Annotated in this window: 16 protein-coding genes; 5 read left to right on the top strand and 11 right to left on the bottom strand. The window is 46.5% G+C overall.

Features of this window, described 5'->3' with window-relative positions; translation table 11 throughout:
* Positions 1-1,290, bottom strand: a 1,290-nt coding sequence (locus tag SGI98_08890; protein ID MDZ4743516.1) for a fucose isomerase, incomplete at its 3' end; no start/stop codon positions are given.
* 97 nt (positions 1,291-1,387) lie between these two features.
* Positions 1,388-2,038, bottom strand: a complete 651-nt coding sequence (locus SGI98_08885) for a CAAX prenyl protease-related protein (GenBank protein ID MDZ4743515.1) — start codon at positions 2,036-2,038, stop codon at positions 1,388-1,390.
* A 123-nt stretch (positions 2,039-2,161) separates the two neighbouring features.
* On the opposite strand from SGI98_08885, the gene serA reads away from it, so the two are divergent.
* Positions 2,162-3,757 carry a phosphoglycerate dehydrogenase gene (gene serA, locus SGI98_08880; GenBank protein ID MDZ4743514.1) on the top strand — a complete coding sequence of 532 codons (1,596 nt, stop codon included), beginning with the start codon at positions 2,162-2,164 and terminating at the stop codon, positions 3,755-3,757.
* Between the two features lie 41 nt (positions 3,758-3,798).
* Here serA and SGI98_08875 read toward each other — a convergent pair whose 3' ends face one another.
* Positions 3,799-4,023, bottom strand: coding sequence for a type II toxin-antitoxin system VapC family toxin (locus SGI98_08875; GenBank protein ID MDZ4743513.1), 225 nt, complete (start codon positions 4,021-4,023; stop codon positions 3,799-3,801).
* A gap of 424 nt (positions 4,024-4,447) precedes the next feature.
* On the opposite strand from SGI98_08875, the gene SGI98_08870 reads away from it, so the two are divergent.
* Positions 4,448-6,694: a heavy metal translocating P-type ATPase gene (locus tag SGI98_08870; protein ID MDZ4743512.1), complete on the top strand. Its 2,247-nt coding sequence runs from the start codon at positions 4,448-4,450 to the stop codon at positions 6,692-6,694.
* A gap of 4 nt (positions 6,695-6,698) precedes the next feature.
* Here the strand turns inward: SGI98_08870 and SGI98_08865 are convergent, their stop codons facing one another.
* The 7 genes from SGI98_08865 to SGI98_08835 form a co-directional block, all read right to left on the bottom strand.
* Entirely contained in the window at positions 6,699-7,106 is a 408-nt protein-coding gene (locus tag SGI98_08865) for an iron-sulfur cluster assembly accessory protein (protein MDZ4743511.1), read from the bottom strand.
* A 39-nt stretch (positions 7,107-7,145) separates the two neighbouring features.
* Complete coding sequence (locus tag SGI98_08860; protein MDZ4743510.1) at positions 7,146-8,585, bottom strand: NADH-quinone oxidoreductase subunit N; 1,440 nt, start codon at positions 8,583-8,585, stop codon at positions 7,146-7,148.
* Positions 8,582-10,078 (bottom strand): NADH-quinone oxidoreductase subunit M, encoded by a 1,497-nt coding sequence (locus SGI98_08855; GenBank protein ID MDZ4743509.1) that lies wholly within the window; start codon positions 10,076-10,078, stop codon positions 8,582-8,584. Before SGI98_08855 ends, SGI98_08860 begins: the two co-directional genes overlap by 4 nt.
* Positions 10,075-11,901 (bottom strand): NADH-quinone oxidoreductase subunit L, encoded by a 1,827-nt coding sequence (gene nuoL / locus SGI98_08850; protein MDZ4743508.1) that lies wholly within the window; start codon positions 11,899-11,901, stop codon positions 10,075-10,077. Before nuoL ends, SGI98_08855 begins: the two co-directional genes overlap by 4 nt.
* 8 nt (positions 11,902-11,909) lie before the next feature.
* A complete protein-coding gene (nuoK, locus tag SGI98_08845) occupies positions 11,910-12,215 on the bottom strand; it encodes an NADH-quinone oxidoreductase subunit NuoK (protein MDZ4743507.1) in 306 nt (101 codons plus the stop codon).
* Positions 12,212-12,712: an NADH-quinone oxidoreductase subunit J gene (locus SGI98_08840; protein MDZ4743506.1), complete on the bottom strand. Its 501-nt coding sequence runs from the start codon at positions 12,710-12,712 to the stop codon at positions 12,212-12,214. The genes nuoK and SGI98_08840 overlap by 4 nt, the downstream gene beginning before the upstream one ends.
* Positions 12,713-12,869: 157 nt before the next feature.
* Positions 12,870-15,125, bottom strand: a complete 2,256-nt coding sequence (locus SGI98_08835) for a mechanosensitive ion channel (GenBank protein MDZ4743505.1) — start codon at positions 15,123-15,125, stop codon at positions 12,870-12,872.
* Between the two features lie 112 nt (positions 15,126-15,237).
* Between SGI98_08835 and SGI98_08830 the strand changes: the two genes are divergently transcribed.
* Positions 15,238-15,972 carry an HAD hydrolase-like protein gene (locus tag SGI98_08830; protein MDZ4743504.1) on the top strand — a complete coding sequence of 245 codons (735 nt, stop codon included), beginning with the start codon at positions 15,238-15,240 and terminating at the stop codon, positions 15,970-15,972.
* Positions 15,973-16,038: 66 nt separating this feature from the next.
* On the opposite strand, the gene SGI98_08825 is transcribed toward SGI98_08830, so the two are convergent.
* A complete protein-coding gene (locus SGI98_08825) occupies positions 16,039-16,440 on the bottom strand; it encodes a response regulator (protein ID MDZ4743503.1) in 402 nt (133 codons plus the stop codon).
* Positions 16,441-16,731: 291 nt separating this feature from the next.
* Between SGI98_08825 and SGI98_08820 the strand changes: the two genes are divergently transcribed.
* Both SGI98_08820 and SGI98_08815 read left to right on the top strand, forming a co-directional pair.
* The gene (locus SGI98_08820) at positions 16,732-17,838 is read left to right on the top strand and encodes a LacI family DNA-binding transcriptional regulator (protein MDZ4743502.1); all 1,107 of its coding nucleotides are present in this window, start codon (positions 16,732-16,734) and stop codon (positions 17,836-17,838) included.
* Between the two features lie 5 nt (positions 17,839-17,843).
* A complete protein-coding gene (locus tag SGI98_08815; GenBank protein ID MDZ4743501.1) occupies positions 17,844-18,980 on the top strand; it encodes a LacI family DNA-binding transcriptional regulator in 1,137 nt (378 codons plus the stop codon).
* The last annotated feature ends 11 nt before the right edge of the window (positions 18,981-18,991 follow it).

Below are 18,991 nucleotides of genomic sequence, written 5' to 3'. Positions count from 1 at the left end.
CTTCATGGTCCCACCACCGAGGCGGAAATACATCGCGGGCTGGCGTTCACTCGAGGCTCCCTTGTAACCACCGATAAAGTGGGAAGCCGGTGCGGCCCCAGAAATCAGGAAGACCCAGACATAGGCGTCGAGTTTGTCATCCTTATATTGGCGGCCCCAACGGAGGTCGTGCAGGGTATTGTCCGGTTGGTATCCCAGTTCATTCCAACAGATTTTGGTAATCATCCCGTCCATACCGGCACATTCATCGACTTCATTAAAATGAGTAAGGGCTTCACCGGGCAGGATCACTTTGCCTGTTTTTTCAGACTTAACCGGAGGGCGGTCGGAACAATTCAGCATCCCTTCGACAAGGTCAGAAGCGGGAGTGAGGTCTTTTAACCCCTGCTGATACTGGATACCGATTGCCGAACAACCGAATTCCTCAGCAATCCGAACCGCCGCAACATACATTTTACACTGTTGTAGGATTTGATTCTCGGTTAACTCATTTTCTTCATCTTGGCCGATATTAAATTTCATGCCCTTATCAAGAAGCCATTGATAAACGCCACGGGCCTCATCGTCAGAGATGGCGAGCATTTTAGCGTAAAGGGAAGACTGGCTGAGGCGTTCCTTAAAAATGCCGGTCTCGTGGAGCAATTCATCGGGAACGATGGCATTATACATGCCCATACAGCCTTCATCAAAGACACCCATGATTTGTTTCTTGCGGCGCAGCTCATCGGCGAGGCGTTCTGCTGTTTTTTGGATCGCACCAGAGACTTTAAGGTCTTTGAGTTTACGGACATGGGTGATTTTGTGTTTGATCTCCCCGTTCTTTAACCAGTTAGAGAGCCCTTTTTGGAAAAATTCATCATCGAAATTCTCACTCCAGAGGGAACTATACTTGACTCCTGCTTTTGTAAGCGAACCATTAAGATTAAGCATACCGACCAGCCCAGGCCAGATACCGCTCCAATTAGCCAGTGTCAGGATCGGGCCTTTGTGGGTGGAAAGGCCGGCAAGCAAATGATGGCTGTATTGCCAGACACATTCAGCGATGATCAGCGGCGCGTCTTGGGGAATTCCTTCAAAAACTTTCATCCCCATCTTCTGGCTGTCAATGAATCCATGCCCGAGCTCGCGATTGTATGAATGGGCCCGTTTGACAGTGTAACCCTGGGCCTCGATGGCTTTGGTTACGATTTTCTCCATCTTTTCCTGTTCTGGCCAGCATTTGGCATTTGCAGTGGTACGGAGATCGCCATTAGCGACCAAATAGACAGTTTTTTTTAGGGTTTTTGCCATAATTTTCTCTTAAGGTTAAAAGTGGTTAATGCGTTTGAAGATAATGCAATATTTTGTATTTATGCAATCACCTAATTGTAACAATCCTAGTAGAAGACTACCAAAAATACCATTTTTGCGTGGCCACCACGTACACTCCCAAAAGGAAATTCGTCACCCCGTGGGCGACCATCACACTCGACAGGCTCCGGGTGTAACAATACCAAGCTCCAAAAATAACCCCTGTCGGGATCGCCACCATCCATTCACCCCAATGGGCAATGGAAAAAAACGCGGTTGTCACCCAGAAGGAAAGGTGTGTGTAAGTTCCTTGGGGGACTTTCTCAAATTCATTTGCCACCAAGAACCGCTGGAGGAATCCCCGGATAAAAGCCTCTTCCATGACTGGCACGATTAAAGATGCCCCCAGAATCCGGAAAGCAATTAAAACCCAAGCGGTATGCCCAGCAAATTGCGCAAAAGGATTATATCCGCCTTGGCGTGCCGACTCTTTGACTATAAGGTCATAAGGGAGAATCCAAATCAGCAGGACGAATATCCCCACACCGACCGAAAGGAGCAAATGGCGCGGCTTTGCCAGTTCAAGTCTCTTCCAGACAAAAAGGATCAATGCCCCGACCAAAACCGTTTTCAGGGGGTAAACCCAGTAGATTGCTTTTTCATTAATCCCCTCTAACAACCCCAAAAGCCCGAAGGCCAGATAGGAGGCGACAAATGTAAAAACAGGCGTTTTCAAGAGTTCTTTCATGGAGGTAGTCTAGCTGATTCAAGTCAAAATGCAAAAAACTCATGAAAAAAGTCTTTTTCAAACAAAGACTCTCCCTCAAAACCGTTGACGATAACCCCGCAATCGAATAGGTTTTGGGGTCTTATGGCAGCGAAATTCAAAGCATTGATTACGGACGGCCTCGCCGATCGCGGGGTAGAAATCCTGATTCGTGACGGAGTCATCTCCGTCGATAAAAAACCCGGCCTCAAGGAAGAGGAACTCCTCCAGATTATCGGGGATTACGATGCTTTAATCGTCCGAAGTCAGACCAAGGTGAATGCCAAGGTGATCGCCGCTGCAAAAAAACTCAAAGTCGTCGGACGCGCCGGAGTCGGTGTGGACAATGTCGACACTGAGTCCGCCACCTCGCGCGGAATCATCGTCATGAATACCCCCGGTGGAAATACCATCGCCACGGCCGAGCTGACTTTCACCATGATGATGGCCCTCACCCGTAAAATCCCCCAAGCCCATGCCAGCATGGTCGCGGGAAAATGGGACCGCAAATCTTTTGAAGGGACCGAACTCTACGGTAAAACCCTCGGGATTATCGGTATGGGCCGTATCGGCAGCGAGGTCGCACGTCGCGCAATCGCATTCGGCATGCGTGTCGTCGCCTTTGACCCGTTCCTTTCCTTGAGCCGCGCCAAACAAATGCAAGTCGAGCTGATCGATAAGGTGAATGACCTTTTGCCCCACGCCGACTACATTACGGTCCATACCCCGTTGACAGCAGAAACAAAAAACCTGCTCAACTCTCAAACCCTTAAGCTCTGTAAAACCGGGGTTCGCCTAGTCAAATGCGCCCGAGGCGGATTGATTAATGAAACCGACCTTTACGAGGCCCTTCAAAATGGACAAGTCGCGGGAGCCGCCCTCGACGTTTATGAAAAAGAGCCGCCTGCGGAAGACCTGCCCCTCCGCAAATTGCCCAATGTCGTCCTGACCCCACACCTCGGTGCTTCCACCGCTGAAGCCCAGGAAAGTGTCGGGATCGAAGTGGCTGAACAAATTTTCGACTACCTGACCACAGGGACCGTTCGTAACGCAGTTAATGCCCCGAGCGTGGATGCCAAAACACTCGCCATCCTCGGGCCACACCTGAATCTCGCTGATAAACTCGCCAAAATCCTCGCGCAACTTGCTCCCAAACGGGTTGATTCCCTCCAGATCACTTTCTGGGGAAAAGTCTATGATGAGGACATCCGGCCGATTGCCCGCACGATTGTGAAAAGTTTCCTCGAAAGTGCCGGGGATAACGATGTGAACCAAGTCAATGCTTTAAGCTTGGCTGAGCATCTCGGCATCAAAATCGAGACCATGAAAAATTCCGAGGATGTCAATTACACAGAAATGGTCAAAATCAGCGTAAAAAGTGCCGAAAGAGAAATCTCTGTCTGCGGAACCCTTTTCGCGCATGAACCTCGCCTTGTTTCCGTAAACGGAAAAAATGTCGAAGTCACCCCGGAAGGCATCCTCTTCTTCATGGAAAATACCGACCGCCCTGGCGTCGTCGGTTGGCTCGGCACGATCATGGGCAAACATAAAGTCAATATCGCCAACATGAGTCTGTCCCGCATCAAACAGGGCGGACATGCCCTGACGGTACTCAATCTGGATAGCGAACCCACCGCGGAGGCACTTGCAGAAATCCGCCAGGACAAAGACATCCTGAATGTCCAAGTCGTAAAGGTATAATGGGATAGTACTGCAAGGGAGGGGATGAAGTCACCCCTATCTCATACCGGTTTTAAAAGTGATGATGGATTACGTATCGAATTCTCAACTTTTAATTCGCCCACCCGTTTGGATTCATTCACATTATCGGTCACTAAAATCAATCCGTGTGTAAGGGCAACTGAAGCAATTTGCATGTCATAAGGCCCGATGGGATGACCTTTTTTTCCGAGCAACAGCCGGATTTTTCCGTATATGACTGCACTTTCCACATCAAAGTCGAGAATGTCGAAAAGCCCGATAAATGCCGTACATTAATGCCTATACTTTTTACTCTTAAAACAACCTAAATTATCATAACCCCCAATAACTGGTTATACCCGATTACTTCACTCTACGGAGTGTTTACCTGGTCTCCTTCACGCCAAGTCTTTTCCTGAATTCTTCCAATAGAAATATATTTACCCCTTAATTCCTCGACTGTTCCTCGTATAGGATCTCCGCCCATATTATGGTTTCCCACTTAAAATGCCGAAGACCCTTTTTGATAAAATGATACAGGAGAGGACACTCGTGAATGTCCAGGCCATAAAGGTGTAGAGACTCAATAGCATTGGGGACACTATCGCCCCCGAATAGGTTGTTATCTGGTATGAAAATACTTTTTCGTGCTAGCTCTGCCGTCCATTTTTCGTCATATACGACTACCCCATGAGTGATTCCCCCGATCGTCAAGTCGAGCATCTTTCCCGGTTTTTGGGAACCCAGAATGACATTGAAGCCATCCTCTACGACCCTGAAAAAAACAAAGTCTCCCTCGCTTTCCTCGGTAATGTCGATCAGGAAGCCCTCCAACGCGCGCTCAAGGAGACACTCAGGATCCTCGAGCATGAGCTGGGCGCGCAACTTGCGCAAAATGACACGGTAAAAGCGGAAGATGACATTTCCATCCGCAAATTGCCCCACCAGATTCTCCTCGAGAAAAACCAGCACAAATCAGTGTCTGATGATTGGAAATGGAAGGATTTCAATCTTGAGCCCTTGACAAATGCAACCGAGGAAGAGGAGGAAGAAGATTGGCGTGTGCAAGCGGCATTTGCTGCCGTATGCGGACTGGGGATTATTCTCGGGTGGACATCGGAGCATATGAATTGGCACCCATGGCTTCATAACGTATTTTATATACTGGCCATTATTGCTGGTGGATGGGACCCGGCCATTGAAACTTTTGAAAATCTCAAAAAACGCAAGCTCGACATCCATTTCCTGATGTTAGCCGTCGCCCTCGGTGCGGCTGCCATTGATGCCTTAACCGAAGGAGCCCTGCTCCTTTTCCTTTTCAGCCTTTCTGGAGCACTGGAAACCTTTGCCCTCCACCGGACCAAAAAAGAAATCAGCGCCCTCTTTAAGACTACTCCCAAACGCGCCACGATCATCGGGGCTGATGGCAAAGAAAATGATGTTCCGGTCGAAGAAGTCACCACGGACCAAATCCTCCGTGTCAAACCCGGTGACCTCGTGGCCGTCGACGCCCTGATTATTGACGGGAAAACGGCTACGGATGAATCCACCCTCACCGGGGAATCCGTGCCGGTGAATAAAAATCCTGGGGACACTATTTTCAGCGGGACCATTAATACCTGGGGCTCTGTCGATGCCAAGGTGCTCCGTCCGGCAAACCAAAGTGCTCTCCAGAAAATTATCACCCTGATCCAACAAGCCCAAAAACTCAAAGCCCCTTCCCAAAGGTTTACCGACAAATTTGGCACGGGTTACACTTGGTTTGTCCTCGGCTTGACGACATTGATGTTTTTTATCTGGTGGCTGGGATTCGGGATTTCTCCTTTTGATAATGTGGACGGGAAATATTCTTCCTTTTACCGGGCCATGACATTACTTGTCGTTGCCAGTCCCTGCGCCCTTGTCCTTTCCATTCCTTCTGCGATCTTAGCTGCCATCGCTTGGGGTGCAAAAAACGGCATTCTCTTCCGTGGTGGTGCCGCCGTGGAAAAACTCGCTGAGGTCGATACTTTGGCCTTGGACAAGACAGGAACCATGACCACGGGTAATATGCAGGTAGTTTCTATCGATAGTTACCCTCCCTCCCGTGAACGCGAGATTGCCGAACTCGCCTATGCCCTTGAGAGCCAGTCGAAACACCCCATCGCCCATGCGATTGTGCAATACGCCCTCGAAAACAAACTCCCCCTGAAACAAATTGATTCATTCCAATCCCTCACGGGCAAAGGATTAAAAGCCAAAATGGGAGAAAGCCAGATTATCCTCGGGCGACGTGAATTACTCGAAAAAGGACCTCTTGCAAAGTCCATCGGGACTATCCCACAGCCCCAACCCGGAATGACTGAAGTATGGTTGATCTATGATAAACTGATCGGCTGCATCATGCTTAAAGACGAGGTCCGCAAGGAAACAAAAGAAGTCCTCGCGAAAATCAAATCATTGGGAATCAATTCTCTCATGCTCACAGGCGACCGCCAAGAGGCCGCCCTATGCGTGGGTGAATCGGTTGGACTCTCCCCCGAACAAATTAAATTTGGACTACACCCTGAGGACAAGGTAAAGATCATCGCAGACCTGACACGTTCAGGTAAACGTGTCGCCATGGTCGGCGATGGGGTCAATGACGCTCCTTGCTTAGCGGCCGCTTACGTTTCTATCGCGATGGGAGCCCGGGGGAGTGATGCCGCCCTTGAACAAAGCGAAATCATCCTGATGAAAGACAGGATCGATAATATCCTTAACGCCTTTTCACTGAGCCGTGAAGCCCGCAAAATCATCAAACAAAACCTGGTTATTTCCCTCGGGACAGTCTTGGTGATGGTTTGTGCAGCCATGGGAGGATTTGTCCCCCTCACCCTCGGCGTCATTGCACACGAAGGTAGTACAGTTCTTGTTTGTATTAATAGCTTGAGACTGCTTTTCCTGAAAAAGGAATAGGAATTTAAACAGCAAACGATTCGCCACAGGAACACGTGGAGGATGCGTTGGGATTAATGACCTTGAATCCGCCTTGCTGGAGGTCATCGCTGTAGTCGAGCTGCCCACCGGTAACAAAAAGAGCGCTTTTAGGATCTACAACCACTCGCACCGCGCGGGAACAAACAAGGATATCCTTATTCCGAGGGGCATCAACGATATCCATCTTATAGCTCAGTCCCGAGCAACCACCACCAACAACAGCGATTCGCATGGCTCCCTTGTCCGATTTACCCTGTTTGTCGAGGATACCAGTCAATCGCTTTGCCGCTTTATCGGTGACTTGGAAAAACTTCTCATTACCCTCTTTGTATTGGACTCCATCATAAAGGGGGATCGAGTGGAGAGTAGGAGCGATTTGCGTGTATGACATAGTTCCAAAAATAAGCTAGGGCAGCTCATCCGTCAAGGGTCAGTAACCCGAACCAAAATTACCCAATGAATTCGTAATCCAAGTCGTGAGTGTATTCTGGCATATCCCGAGGGCAAAAACCGCGACAATTAAAACAATCATGGTGAACTTTGCTAAAGTGGAATAATGGAGGGCACGATCGTCTTCTACCTTGCCGAAATACATCATTTTCACAATGCCGAGATAATAATAAAGGCCAATCAACGTGGAAATAATCCCGACAGCGACCAAAATCCAGAATCCTGGATAGGCTGGGGCGTTATAAATCGCGGCACTGAATACCAAGAACTTACCGAAAAATCCAGCCAATGGGGGAATACCAGCCAATGAAACCAAACCAATCGTCATGGCAAAAGCCAGTCCAGGGCTTCTTTTGGCCAGACCGGAAAATTCAATAATATTTTCAGAATGGCTCGTATTGGAAACAATAATCAAAACCAGAAAACATAGGATAGTGGCAATGACATAGGCAAAAAGGTAATAAACGACTGCCGTCAGGCCAAAACCATTCACTGTCGAGAGCCCGAGCAAGACAAATCCCGTATGTCCGATACTCGAATAAGCAAGGATACGCTTGATATTGGTTTGCGGCAGGGCTGCGAGATTACCAAAGAGCATGGTCACACCAGCAACAGCCGCCAACACCGTGGACCATAGTCCGACCATCGAGGGGGTCGCAAACGCGAGAAAAAGCACCCTCATGAGGGCGACATAACCAACGACCTTTGAGGCCGTAGCCAAAAAGGCGGTAATGGGCGTAGGGGCCCCTTGGTATGTGTCAGGCACCCAAATATGGAATGGCACTAATGCCACCTTGAAACCAAGGCCTGTAATGATAAAAACCAGTGCCATAATCGCAAATCCCTCAGCAGGCAATGCATTGATCAGCGACGTCGTTCCGAGAATTCCAAAATAATAGGCGATCCCCATCAGCAAAAATGCACTGGTCAACGCACTAATCACGAGAAACTTAATCCCAGCCTCCAAGGATCGTGGACTCTTACGCAAGAAACTGACCATCACATAAAATGAGATCGTGACCAGTTCCAAAGAAACAAAAAGCGTCATGAATTCATTCACCGAACAAAGAATCATCATTCCTGTCGTCGCCATCATGACTAAAAAAATCAGCTCTGCAAATCCCAGCGGAATTTGCGAACGATATTCATAAATCAAGACTACTGTGAATAAAGAAGAAATCAGGATTAAAGGTTTGGTGATCGCACTGAATCCGTCATGGATGTAGAGTTCATTAAAAAATGCAGAAGGTATCTCGAAATCTCCAAAAAAGGATAATCCGGTTAACCACAATAGAACCAATACGCTCAGTCCTGTGACAATCCCCCTGTCTGCTTTTGGATTAAACGCATCCCACATAAGGATCACCACCCCCCAAAGAATGAGTCCTATTTCGATTGAATATGCTGGTAGAAAAATCATTTCGGCATCACCTCGGCAAATTTAAACCAATAATCAACACTCGGCCCGACATACTGGAGTAAAAGCTGGGGCGCAAATCCGACAATTAAAAGGCTAGCAGTCAATAGCAGGTAAGGCCACCTTTGTGTCCCGGTAAGATCTTTGACATGCTCATGTTTGGCGGAGAGATTCCCGTAAAATATATTTTTGATCGCGCGCATCATATAGATGGAGGAGATAATGACCCCCCAGAGTGCAATCACCGTAAACCAGACCCAACCCGCACTCCATGCCCCAAAGAAAATCAGGATCTCACCAGCAAAATTTGCAAATCCGGGAACCCCTACCGAAGCCAAGGCAGCCATCATAAATATCACCGCCACAAAGGGCATTTTCTTCATTAATCCCCCCAGATGATTCATCTCTGTGTGCCCAATCTGAGCGTGAATATACCCGGCTAATCCGAAACCAATGGCTGCTGTTAATCCGTGGCCAAAAATATAAAGCACCGCTCCGCTAATCCCTAAAGTATTTCCAGCTAATATCCCTAAGAAGATGTAACCCATATGGGACACACTCGAAAAACCCAGCATCATACGCAAATTGCGTTCGGCCACGGCGACGTAACCTACATAAAATATATTTGCGCAAAGAAGAACACCAAGAACAACCGACCATCCTTGGGCACCCGCAGGAAGCAGAGGTTCAGCAACACGGATCAAACCGTAAAGCCCGAATTTCTTGAGCACTCCGGCATGGAGCATGGCCGCAGCGGCCGGGGCCCCGGCATAACCTTGAGGTGCCCATGAATGGAACGGGAACAGAGAAATTAAAATACCAAAACCAATCAACATTAACGGATAGATATATGTTTGTACATTCGCACTGATGTAGCCGGGGTCATAAAGCAAACTACGGATTTTAATCAGGTCGAAGGTTTGTTGTCCTTCCGGAAGGGCGAAAAAGAAGGCTAGAACCCCCGCCAAAAGAATCAGACTTCCTAATGATAGGTAGATGGTCAGCTTCATGGCCACTTTTTCACGGTCAATCGATTGTCCCCATAACCCGATGAGTATAAATGTGGGGATCAAGGCAAACTCGTGGAAAATATAGAGGAAGAATAAATCCAATGAAATAAAAGCACCGATCGCACCCGTAATAATGAAGTTAATACAAATAAAATATTCCTTCGCGCGGTCTTTGATGCCAGAGGAAACCCCGATGGCAGCCACGGCGACAATGGCCGTCAACAACAACATCACCAGATTAATCCCATCGACTCCCACACTATAACTTAATCCCATCTGATCCACCCAAGGGGTGACTTGGCGGAACTTAAACCCGTCAAATGCCGGGGCCTTCGGATAAGCAACAAAAAGGTAAAGAACCCCGAGCAACAACATGATAGATGCCATCAAGGAAATACGGTAAGGAGCATTTTTGTCTGCTCGGAAAAGAACAATTGTACCCACGGCAATCAAGGGAATAAAGAGTAATATCGTTAAAATGCTCACGGTTGAACTCCCGACATTAAATTCATTAAAGGTGCCAATCCAAACATAAGTAGCAGGAGTACAATCAAGCCGAATACTAGTGTAATCGTGTAAGTCTGTAAATTGCCGGTTTGCAGGAGGGCTGTTGCCCGTCCGAAGACATTAGTGACAATTCCTGATCCGGAGACAAAGAGCCCGTCGATAAACCAGCGGTCGATAAAGGCCAGTAACCGGGCAAAATTCTGCTGGATACCCTCCACCAAGAATTCATAGAATTCATCCCAATAAAACTTCTTCTTTAAAACCGTAATATTGAGTGGATCCCTCGATTTATCCTTGTAAAGGAACCATCCCAGTGCCAACCCGCAAAAAACACAAATGGACGAAGCGATTTCAACAATCTTTGAAGCATGGGTTTCTCCTCCCATACCTAAATAATGGGGTACTCCGACATAACCGACGGCAATAGCCGCAATCGCCAATATCACCAATGGCATTGTCATGACCCAAGGAGATTCCTGCGCGTGTTCCACAGCGGCTTTATTATCTCCTGACGGTTTATTAATAAAGGCAACCATATAGAGACGCATCACATAAAATGCTGTGAGGAACGCAGTGAAAGTCCCGATAAACCAAAGGGCCTTATTATGTTCAAAAGCCACTGTCAGAATTAAATCCTTACTAAAAAATCCACTTGTCAGTGGGAATCCCGCCAGAGCTAATCCCCCGATGGCGAAAGTAACGGCGGTAACCGGCAACTTTTTGAATAGACCGCCCATTTTCCATATATCCTGCTCATGATGCATGGCAATAATCACCGAACCTGCCCCTAGGAAGAGTAATGCCTTGAAACAAGCATGGGTGGTGAGGTGGAACATTCCGGCATCCGGGCTGGTTAATCCTACCGCCATGACCATATACCCGACTTGCGACAGTGTCGAATAAGCTAAAATCTTCTTAATATCATTTTGCTGAATCGCGATAAAGCCAGCCATACAACAAGTGATGCCACCGACCCATGCAATGACTTCCAAACCCGTTTGTGACAAGGTAAGTACAAAGAAAATACGGCTGAGCATATAAACACCAGCAGCCACCATAGTAGCCGCATGCATGAGTGCCGACACAGGTGTGGGGCCTTCCATAGCATCGGGTAACCAGACATGGAGCGGGACTTGTGCGGATTTACCGACCGCACCACAGAAAAGAAGGATAACCGCCAAATCCACCGCGACACCCAATTGCCCGGTCTGGCTTTGAAGTTCAGTCAAAGATACAGTTCCTGTCGTGACATAAATGAGGATGATTCCCATGATAAATCCGAAATCACCGATTTTATTCGTTAAAAACGCTTTTTTTGCGGCATCAGCGGCTTCATGTTTAAAGAACCAATGTCCGATGAGGACATAGGAGCTCACCCCGACCAACTCCCAGAACATGAACATCATGATCAAGTTATCCGCAAAAACGATACCCGTCATGGAGAACATGAATAAAGACAGTCCGGCAAAATAACGGGATTTACCTTCATCACCTTTCATATATCCCAAGGAATAAAAATGGACAAGGAACCCGACTACAGTGACAACCAGCAGCATGAGCTGGCTGAGGTGATTATACCAGAACCCGATTGTGACATTAAGCCCCCCAATGGTCATCCAGTGAAACGGGGCGGGCGGAGTCAACCCTCCAAAGGCCAGAATGATCGAAAGAAGCGCACAAATACCGGCCGAGGATGTCGATATTAAACTGCTTAATGAAGAACATTTGATTGTAAAACAGGCGATCACTGCCGCGCTGACCAGCGGAAGGAATAAAATAAGCCATACGGGGTTAAAATTCATAGTCATCTCTAAAACTTCATTGAGTTCATGTCTTCGATATGCGTTGTCTGCTTGAGCCTGTAATAGGCGACAATAATCGCCAGTCCCAAGGCTACCTCAGCAGCGGCTACGGTGATCAGGAAAAAAACCATTATCTGGCCGTCCAGCACATCATTAAATTTTGCAAAAGCCACAAAAGCCAAGGCGGCTGCGGAGAGCATGATTTCCAGACACATATATATGACGAGGATATTCCTCCTCAAAATAACTCCGAGCAGCCCTATGGTAAACAGGAGACCGCTCACTAAAAGATAATGTCCGATTGTCACAGTCATTTGATTTTGACCTCCTTGCGGCTCACATGGACGACGCCTACGGTGGCGACTAATAATATCAAGCCGACGATTAAAAACGGAAGCATATACTCAGAGTAAAGGAGATGACCAAGGCTTTTGACATCATTGACCCTTTGTGTCAGGTGGGGCATCGGTGCATTATCCACCAATGGGGCAAATTGCTGGCATAAAATAAAGAAAAAGACTGTAACGATCACCCCGGCAAAAATCCCTTGGAGTTTGATTTTACGGCGCTTTTCCACCTTTAAATCCAAAAGCATAACGATAAAAAGGAAGAGAACCATGACCGCACCGGCATAAACCAGGATTTGAACGACAGACAGGAAAAAAGCTTCTAACAAAAGAAACAGCCCGGCCACCATGCCAAAACACATCGCCAAACACAAGGCGCTGGCCACGGGATTCCGGTTAACAACCACCAGTAACCCGCACATAAGCATTACAAAGCTGAAAACCACGAAAAGGGTAAATTCCATAAGTTCCGTTATATCAATCACAAATTGCACTGGGCAACCGCTTTAGCAAAAGCCCCAATTTCCCAATGACAACATGTGGAATGAGGTTTTGCAGAAAAACTTTTCCTGACGCAAGCAAATTTCCTATACAAAACCGATTCTCACTCCAAGAAAAACTTCAGGCTTCCTTGCCTAAAAAAACCTGTACAGGCTTTGTGACATCCAGGTGGATATCCCTCTGAGGGAAAGCCATGACAATATTTTCTTTTTGGAAGGTTTCGGCAATCCGGTGTCTTAATTCACTGGAAATCAAATTCAGGTCGGAAGTCCCCTGAATCCAAAATAAAAGCTTGAACTGCAATGTGCTATCCCCGAAATCCTCAAAAACAACCCCTGGAGCCGGAATTTTGAGGACTTCCGGATGACTCATCGCCACTTGTTTAAGCAAATTGTCCACGTGTCTGGTCGGGGAACCGTAAGCCACCCCGACAACAATCATATAACGGTTCACATCGTCCGAAAGCGTTAAATTCACGACGCTTTTCTCCAAAAATGTACTATTCGGTATCAAAATCTCGATTCCGTCGAAACGGCGGATCTGGACACAACGGGCTCCAATCTGAGTCACCCGTCCTCTCGCCCCCTCGACCTCGACCATATCCCCGACCTTAATGGGTTGTTCAGCCATCAGGATAAAACTGCTGATAAAGTTATTAATGAGGTTCTGGGCTCCAAAACCGACACCGATAGCCAAAGCACCTCCCGCAAAAGCAAATGCCGTCAGGGGGATTTTAACTAAAGCCAGAGCACTGATCAGGATTAAGACGACTAACAATGTATAAAGAATCCGAGACCAAAGCAGAGCCCATTGCGGGCGTATTTTGAATTTCTCCACGGCAATCCTGTCGGAAAAACGGATCACGTGACGTCCGGACCATATCCCCACAAAAAGCATAACCAGGGCAATCAATATCTTGCCGATGGAAACCGCCCGTTTTTCCCGGAATGTTTGCCCGTCAATAATGATGGCATCCTCCACGGCGAAAACCTCGTAATGCCAAATATCTCCGAGTACTTTTGGTACCTGTTTAAAAACCTGTAACATCCGGTCTTCTACAGGTTTTTTGGTGGTCTTTGAGGCTATGTCGTCAAGAATACTCTGCGCCATGCGTTGGAGGACTTGACCTTCCATGACTCCCCTATCCAAAAGCTTTACCCTCTGTTGTTGGACATCCAAGATTTCTTCAAGCGCTTTTTTACCCCGTGGTGTAGCAGTGGCCATATTATACTCCACTTCCTGTATCTGCTCACGTAATGGCCTCAGACTATTCTCAAAATACAAAAGGTACCCATCCAGCCGGACCAATCCCTTTTGAATCTGGGTACGGGCCTCCAAAAGGTCATTGAGGTCAGTGGCGGCCATGAGACGGAAACGTTCTTTAAAATAATAACCTGTAGCAGAATTTCCTAAAGTCAGGATCCTCAACTCTTCAATCTGACCCCGTAAATTTTTCTGAAGGAATAAGGCCATCTCCAGGTCTTTCTCCAAAACGTCATTCCGCGCCCGTTTTCCCGCCGTTTTATCCTTTGAAAATGAATCCCGGATTCCTTGGATGACTTGCTCGACTTTATGATCCCTTTTTTCGACTTCTAAAAGTTTCTTTTCATCAGACAGACTAACCTGCTCCAGCTCTTTAAGCTTTGCCTCAAGCTCATCCCCTGTAAATACGGTCTGGGGCAGGACGGAGTAGAGTTTATTCTTTTGAAATGCCACATTCTGGCGGTTCACCGCCAATGCCTCATCATTAATCCTGATCATGAGCTCCGAAGCGACAATGGCCTCCTCGGCCACTTGGATTTCAAGTTGCCCCAATTGCCTTTGCCAACGTAGTTTTGCCTGTTCCGCCGAATCTTTCGCGCTTTCGAGTTGGTCATTGATTTTCCGAAGTTCCTGTTGGGCCTTTTCCCGAGTTGATTTTGCATTCTGGAGTTGGGTCCTCTGCATGGACTGCCGGAATTCCTTATTCTCTATTTCTTGGTCTAAAAGATAAATAGTACGCCTGATCCCGTCGGATATTTCCAGATTATAGGGAGGTTTCCCGGGAAAACCGGACCAGGAATTAATCGTATTTTGAAGTTCTGCGGCTGATTGTTGGAGTTCCAGATAACCCTTTGAAGTATCATAGAGCTGTTCCATCGTACTCAAGCGTCGGATCATTAATGATACTTTTTTTTGCTTATCGGCAAGGGTGATCCCGGGGACATCGCCTGCAGCCGACTCCATACCCGCCTGCACGGATTCAAGCTCTGACTTTGCTTCATTTATCTTTTTACCAAAATCATCAATTTGATCTTGCGTGACAATCTGTGCCGCTGATGGCCTTGCTGACCCGCCGGATTTCACCTCTTGGCACTGCCCGGAGGTGCGAATCAAAAAAGGCAATAAAACAAGCAAGAGTAGGACACATCTCCTGCATCTGGTCCGGTGAAATACTGGAATCATATCCGGCAATATAACTGTAAAAATCCTGATGAAAAGAAATCAAATGACAACACGGAAAAACTCTGCTTCATTCTCTTCCATGAGTGCACGCAAATTGCTTTTATGGGATATTGATGGAACCCTCCTGACCACCGGTGGAGCTGGGGTGAATGCCTTGGCGAATGCCCTCAATCGTGAATTCAATGTCAATTTCCAGCCCAAAGATGGGGACCCTGATATCGGAGGCCGCACCGATAGGTATATTACCAGCGCGCTTTTGCAGCGGTTTGGCAAAGAAGTAGATGCCGAGAATATCCGCCGGTTCCTCGAGGCTTATCTCGAAGAGCTGCCGAAGCAACTTGCTTCACGCACAGGTAATGTTTTTGGTGGAATCGTCGATATCCTCGATGAAGTCACCCGCCGCCCCGAGCTTGCCCAAGGCTTGCTCACAGGCAATTTGCAAAGCGGGGCAAAAATCAAACTCTCCCATTATAATATCCACCATTATTTTGAATTCGGGGCCTTCGCCGATGATTCACCCATCCGGAATGAACTCGGGCCCCACGCCCACAGACGGGCCAAAGAGAAATTCCAATACGACTTCCCTTCCCACCATATTTTTATTATCGGCGACACCCCTCACGATATCGAGTGTGGAAAGACCATCGGTGCCCAAACCATCGCTGTGGCCACGGGGACATTCTCCATGGAGCAACTTGCTCCGCACAATCCCTCGGCCTTATTCAAGGATTTGACAGACAAAAAAGCCTTCTTCGATTTTATTGACTCGGTCCAGTGAGGCAATATACCAGGGCAAAAATAATCAACGTGCAGAAAATGAGACTACGGGATAAACTTATTTTTCTTACCGCCGCACGTGTTCAAGGAGGGAAATTCTGAATTGAAATATCTCGAGCTCCGTCTTGAGGTCTGCAATATGGAATGGCTTCGATAATACCCTGAAATGGGCCTTTTCATCAGGCAAAAGGTCATCTTCGGTCAATGTGCCGGAAACAAACAAGACTTTAGCTTCTGGGTTCTTGTTAAGTATACATCGGGCAGCATCAATCCCATTCATACGGGGCATTTGTCCGTCACAAATAAGTAAGTCCGGTTGATGTTTTGAATAGAGTTCCACAGCCTCCACACCATCACAACCCGTGTCGACCACTTCATATCCCAAAATTCCCAAGGCATCTACTAAGAGCGAACGGATACATTTGTCATCATCGACCACCACAATACTCATATTTTGATTAGTATTCATAACTTTTCTCCTGTTTGTTATATTTAAAAAGATAAAATAACCAATTATGTAATCATGATAATAACTGTAATTTGATTACTCTTTTATCTATCTGTTTTATTTCGTATGGCACCTGTACAATAAAAACTTATCTATGATCAATCCTCTAAAGATTTAGGACTTCAAATATGCCTTAAAATAATTATCTATAACATGTTTATAATAAACATATTATGATTTAATTTCTGGTATAATTATAATATTGCCAAAAATAATCTTCTGAAGAGGCTAATTTACCTTTATATATTTGGTATGCCAGCCACCAAAACCAACCTGCGTTTTGAAAGCACACAGTATCGAGTGTCAAAACTGGCGGGAGTCTCACAGACTGCCGTTTCTATGGCTTTGAGTGGAACAGGCACCATCTCCGAAGAAACCCGAACCCGGATTTTAGAGGTTGCGCGGCTGCTGAATTATTACCAGTCAGCTACTACCACGAAAATAAATAGTATCCGCGACATGAGGACATGCAGTCATAATATCGCCATCAATTGGATTAATGAAGATGGTGATAGCCTTTTCCAAAACTCATTTTATGCAAAGATCCTCCATGGGATCATCGAGGAATGTTCATCAAGCCGGGTGGGAATCGTCCCGTTAAATACATGCAAAAAAAATCTTTTCGATTTTTCCCGTGCTCTAAATTGCAACGGAGTCATCCTTTTACCCATCGAGTCAGAAGGAGACTCCACCCTGAATTCTCCCTTGAGTGTCCCCATCGTATCCGTAATGCACCAGTACCCTCATTTGGCTTCCGTCACTGTAGATGAGAAAAAAGCGATGGGTTTGGTATTAGAACACCTCTCGAAAAATAATCACAAAAAAATCGGTTACATCGGATTATTGAACGGGCGAACCGCTGAAAACCGTTATCAGTATTTTCAAAAAGGCTTCCGCGCAATCAATGCACAATTTGATGAAAACTTGGTGTGCATGTCATATAATTATGATTGTTTCAAAGGGGGCAAACTCTCTTTCCAAAAACTCTGGGGGGAAGAAAAACGCCGCCCCACTGCTATTGTGGCTTACAATGACATGATGGCCTTGGGGATTTACGAGGGTGCGATCCAGCTAGGAGTCAAAGTGCCCGAGGATGTTTCCATTCTTTCTTTTGATAATATCAATGAATCAGAGTGCTGCACGCCCCGATTAACAACCGTCTGTATGAATCTTGAAGAACTAGGTAGGAGGGCGGCACGGATGATTATCCGTTTTGCGGTCAAAGAGTATTATTCACAAGAACATGATGAAGTGTGTCCATCATTAATTACGAGGAATTCAGTCAAGTTATTATCTCCTCCGACCAAATCATTTTTAAAAATTGCACAAGAAAGACTTTTCCCCGTCACAGAATCATAATAGACTTGTCTAGGACTAGACGCATGATCTCCCCGCTGGATGATTCACCGGAGGAGCAGCGATTCACGATATATGATGAGACAATGTTCGAGAAAGAAGAAAGCACACAATTGCGCATTGCAAGATTGGCCGGGGTTTCCCAATCGTCAGTCTCAATGGCGTTAAAAGGTAAAGGTTCGCTCTCCAAGGATACCAGAGAAAGAATATTGGAGATGGCCAAGCTCTTGGAATACAGCCCCATTTCTCCGTGTGGGAAGATCAAAAAAGAGAACGGGCTGCCGAGCACTTTAAGGTTTGGCATCAGCCTCCCTGACAAAGTCGAAAGACAAAACAGGAATTCATTCTATTCCCAAATCATCAATGGCATTATTTCTGAAATATCCCGCAGTAAGGTGGAATTCATTCCATTTGATATCCAGTCTGATTCCCTAAAAGGGAATTTTCCATCAGTGGATGGGATTATTTTTTTCGATTCAAAAACACTTCATCACCTTCAAGTTTCCCATCTGACAAGTCTCCCTCTCGTGTCAATATTGACCCGGATGCCATTCATTTCACAGGTTAATACCGATCAAAAAATGATTGTTGATTTAGCCATGTCCTATCTACATGAAATGGGGCATAGAAAAATCGCCTTTATAGGGGAACAGAGTCACCAAGGACGAAAAAGATTCGGCTATTTTGAATTATTCTTTCGTGAAAAAAGCATGCTTTTAGATCAGGATTGGATATGTTTTTTTCCCAAAGAAAATTATTGGGATCAGTGTGAAATGATCTTGAAAAAACTTTATGCTTCCACTAACCGCCCAACTGCAATATTTGCCTGGAATGATACGGTGGCTCTGGGCATCCTGAAAACAGCCCTCGAAATCGGCGTTAAAATCCCGGAAGACATTTCGATTATCTCTGCCGATGGGATCTATGAAACATCTTTTTCAAGCCCCCCGCTGACAACCGTCTCCCTTAATCTCGAAGCCCTTGGATCCAGTGCTGTTGTCTTGCTGAAAAAATTTGTGGAGACTTCTTCCTACCGGGCAGATGAGGTCACTGTCGAACCCCGATTAATCATCCGGGAAAGTGTCAAAAATCTGAATCCAAAAATTATGGGTCGGCTCATTATCAAGGGGTGGGCTGGCGCGTAAACTACATCTTA

This window comes from Verrucomicrobiota bacterium (assembly GCA_034440155.1).
GTDB lineage: Bacteria > Verrucomicrobiota > Verrucomicrobiia > JAWXBN01 > JAWXBN01 > JAWXBN01.
Note: the sequence above shows the minus strand (reverse complement) of the source record. Positions and strands in the feature narration are given on the sequence as shown.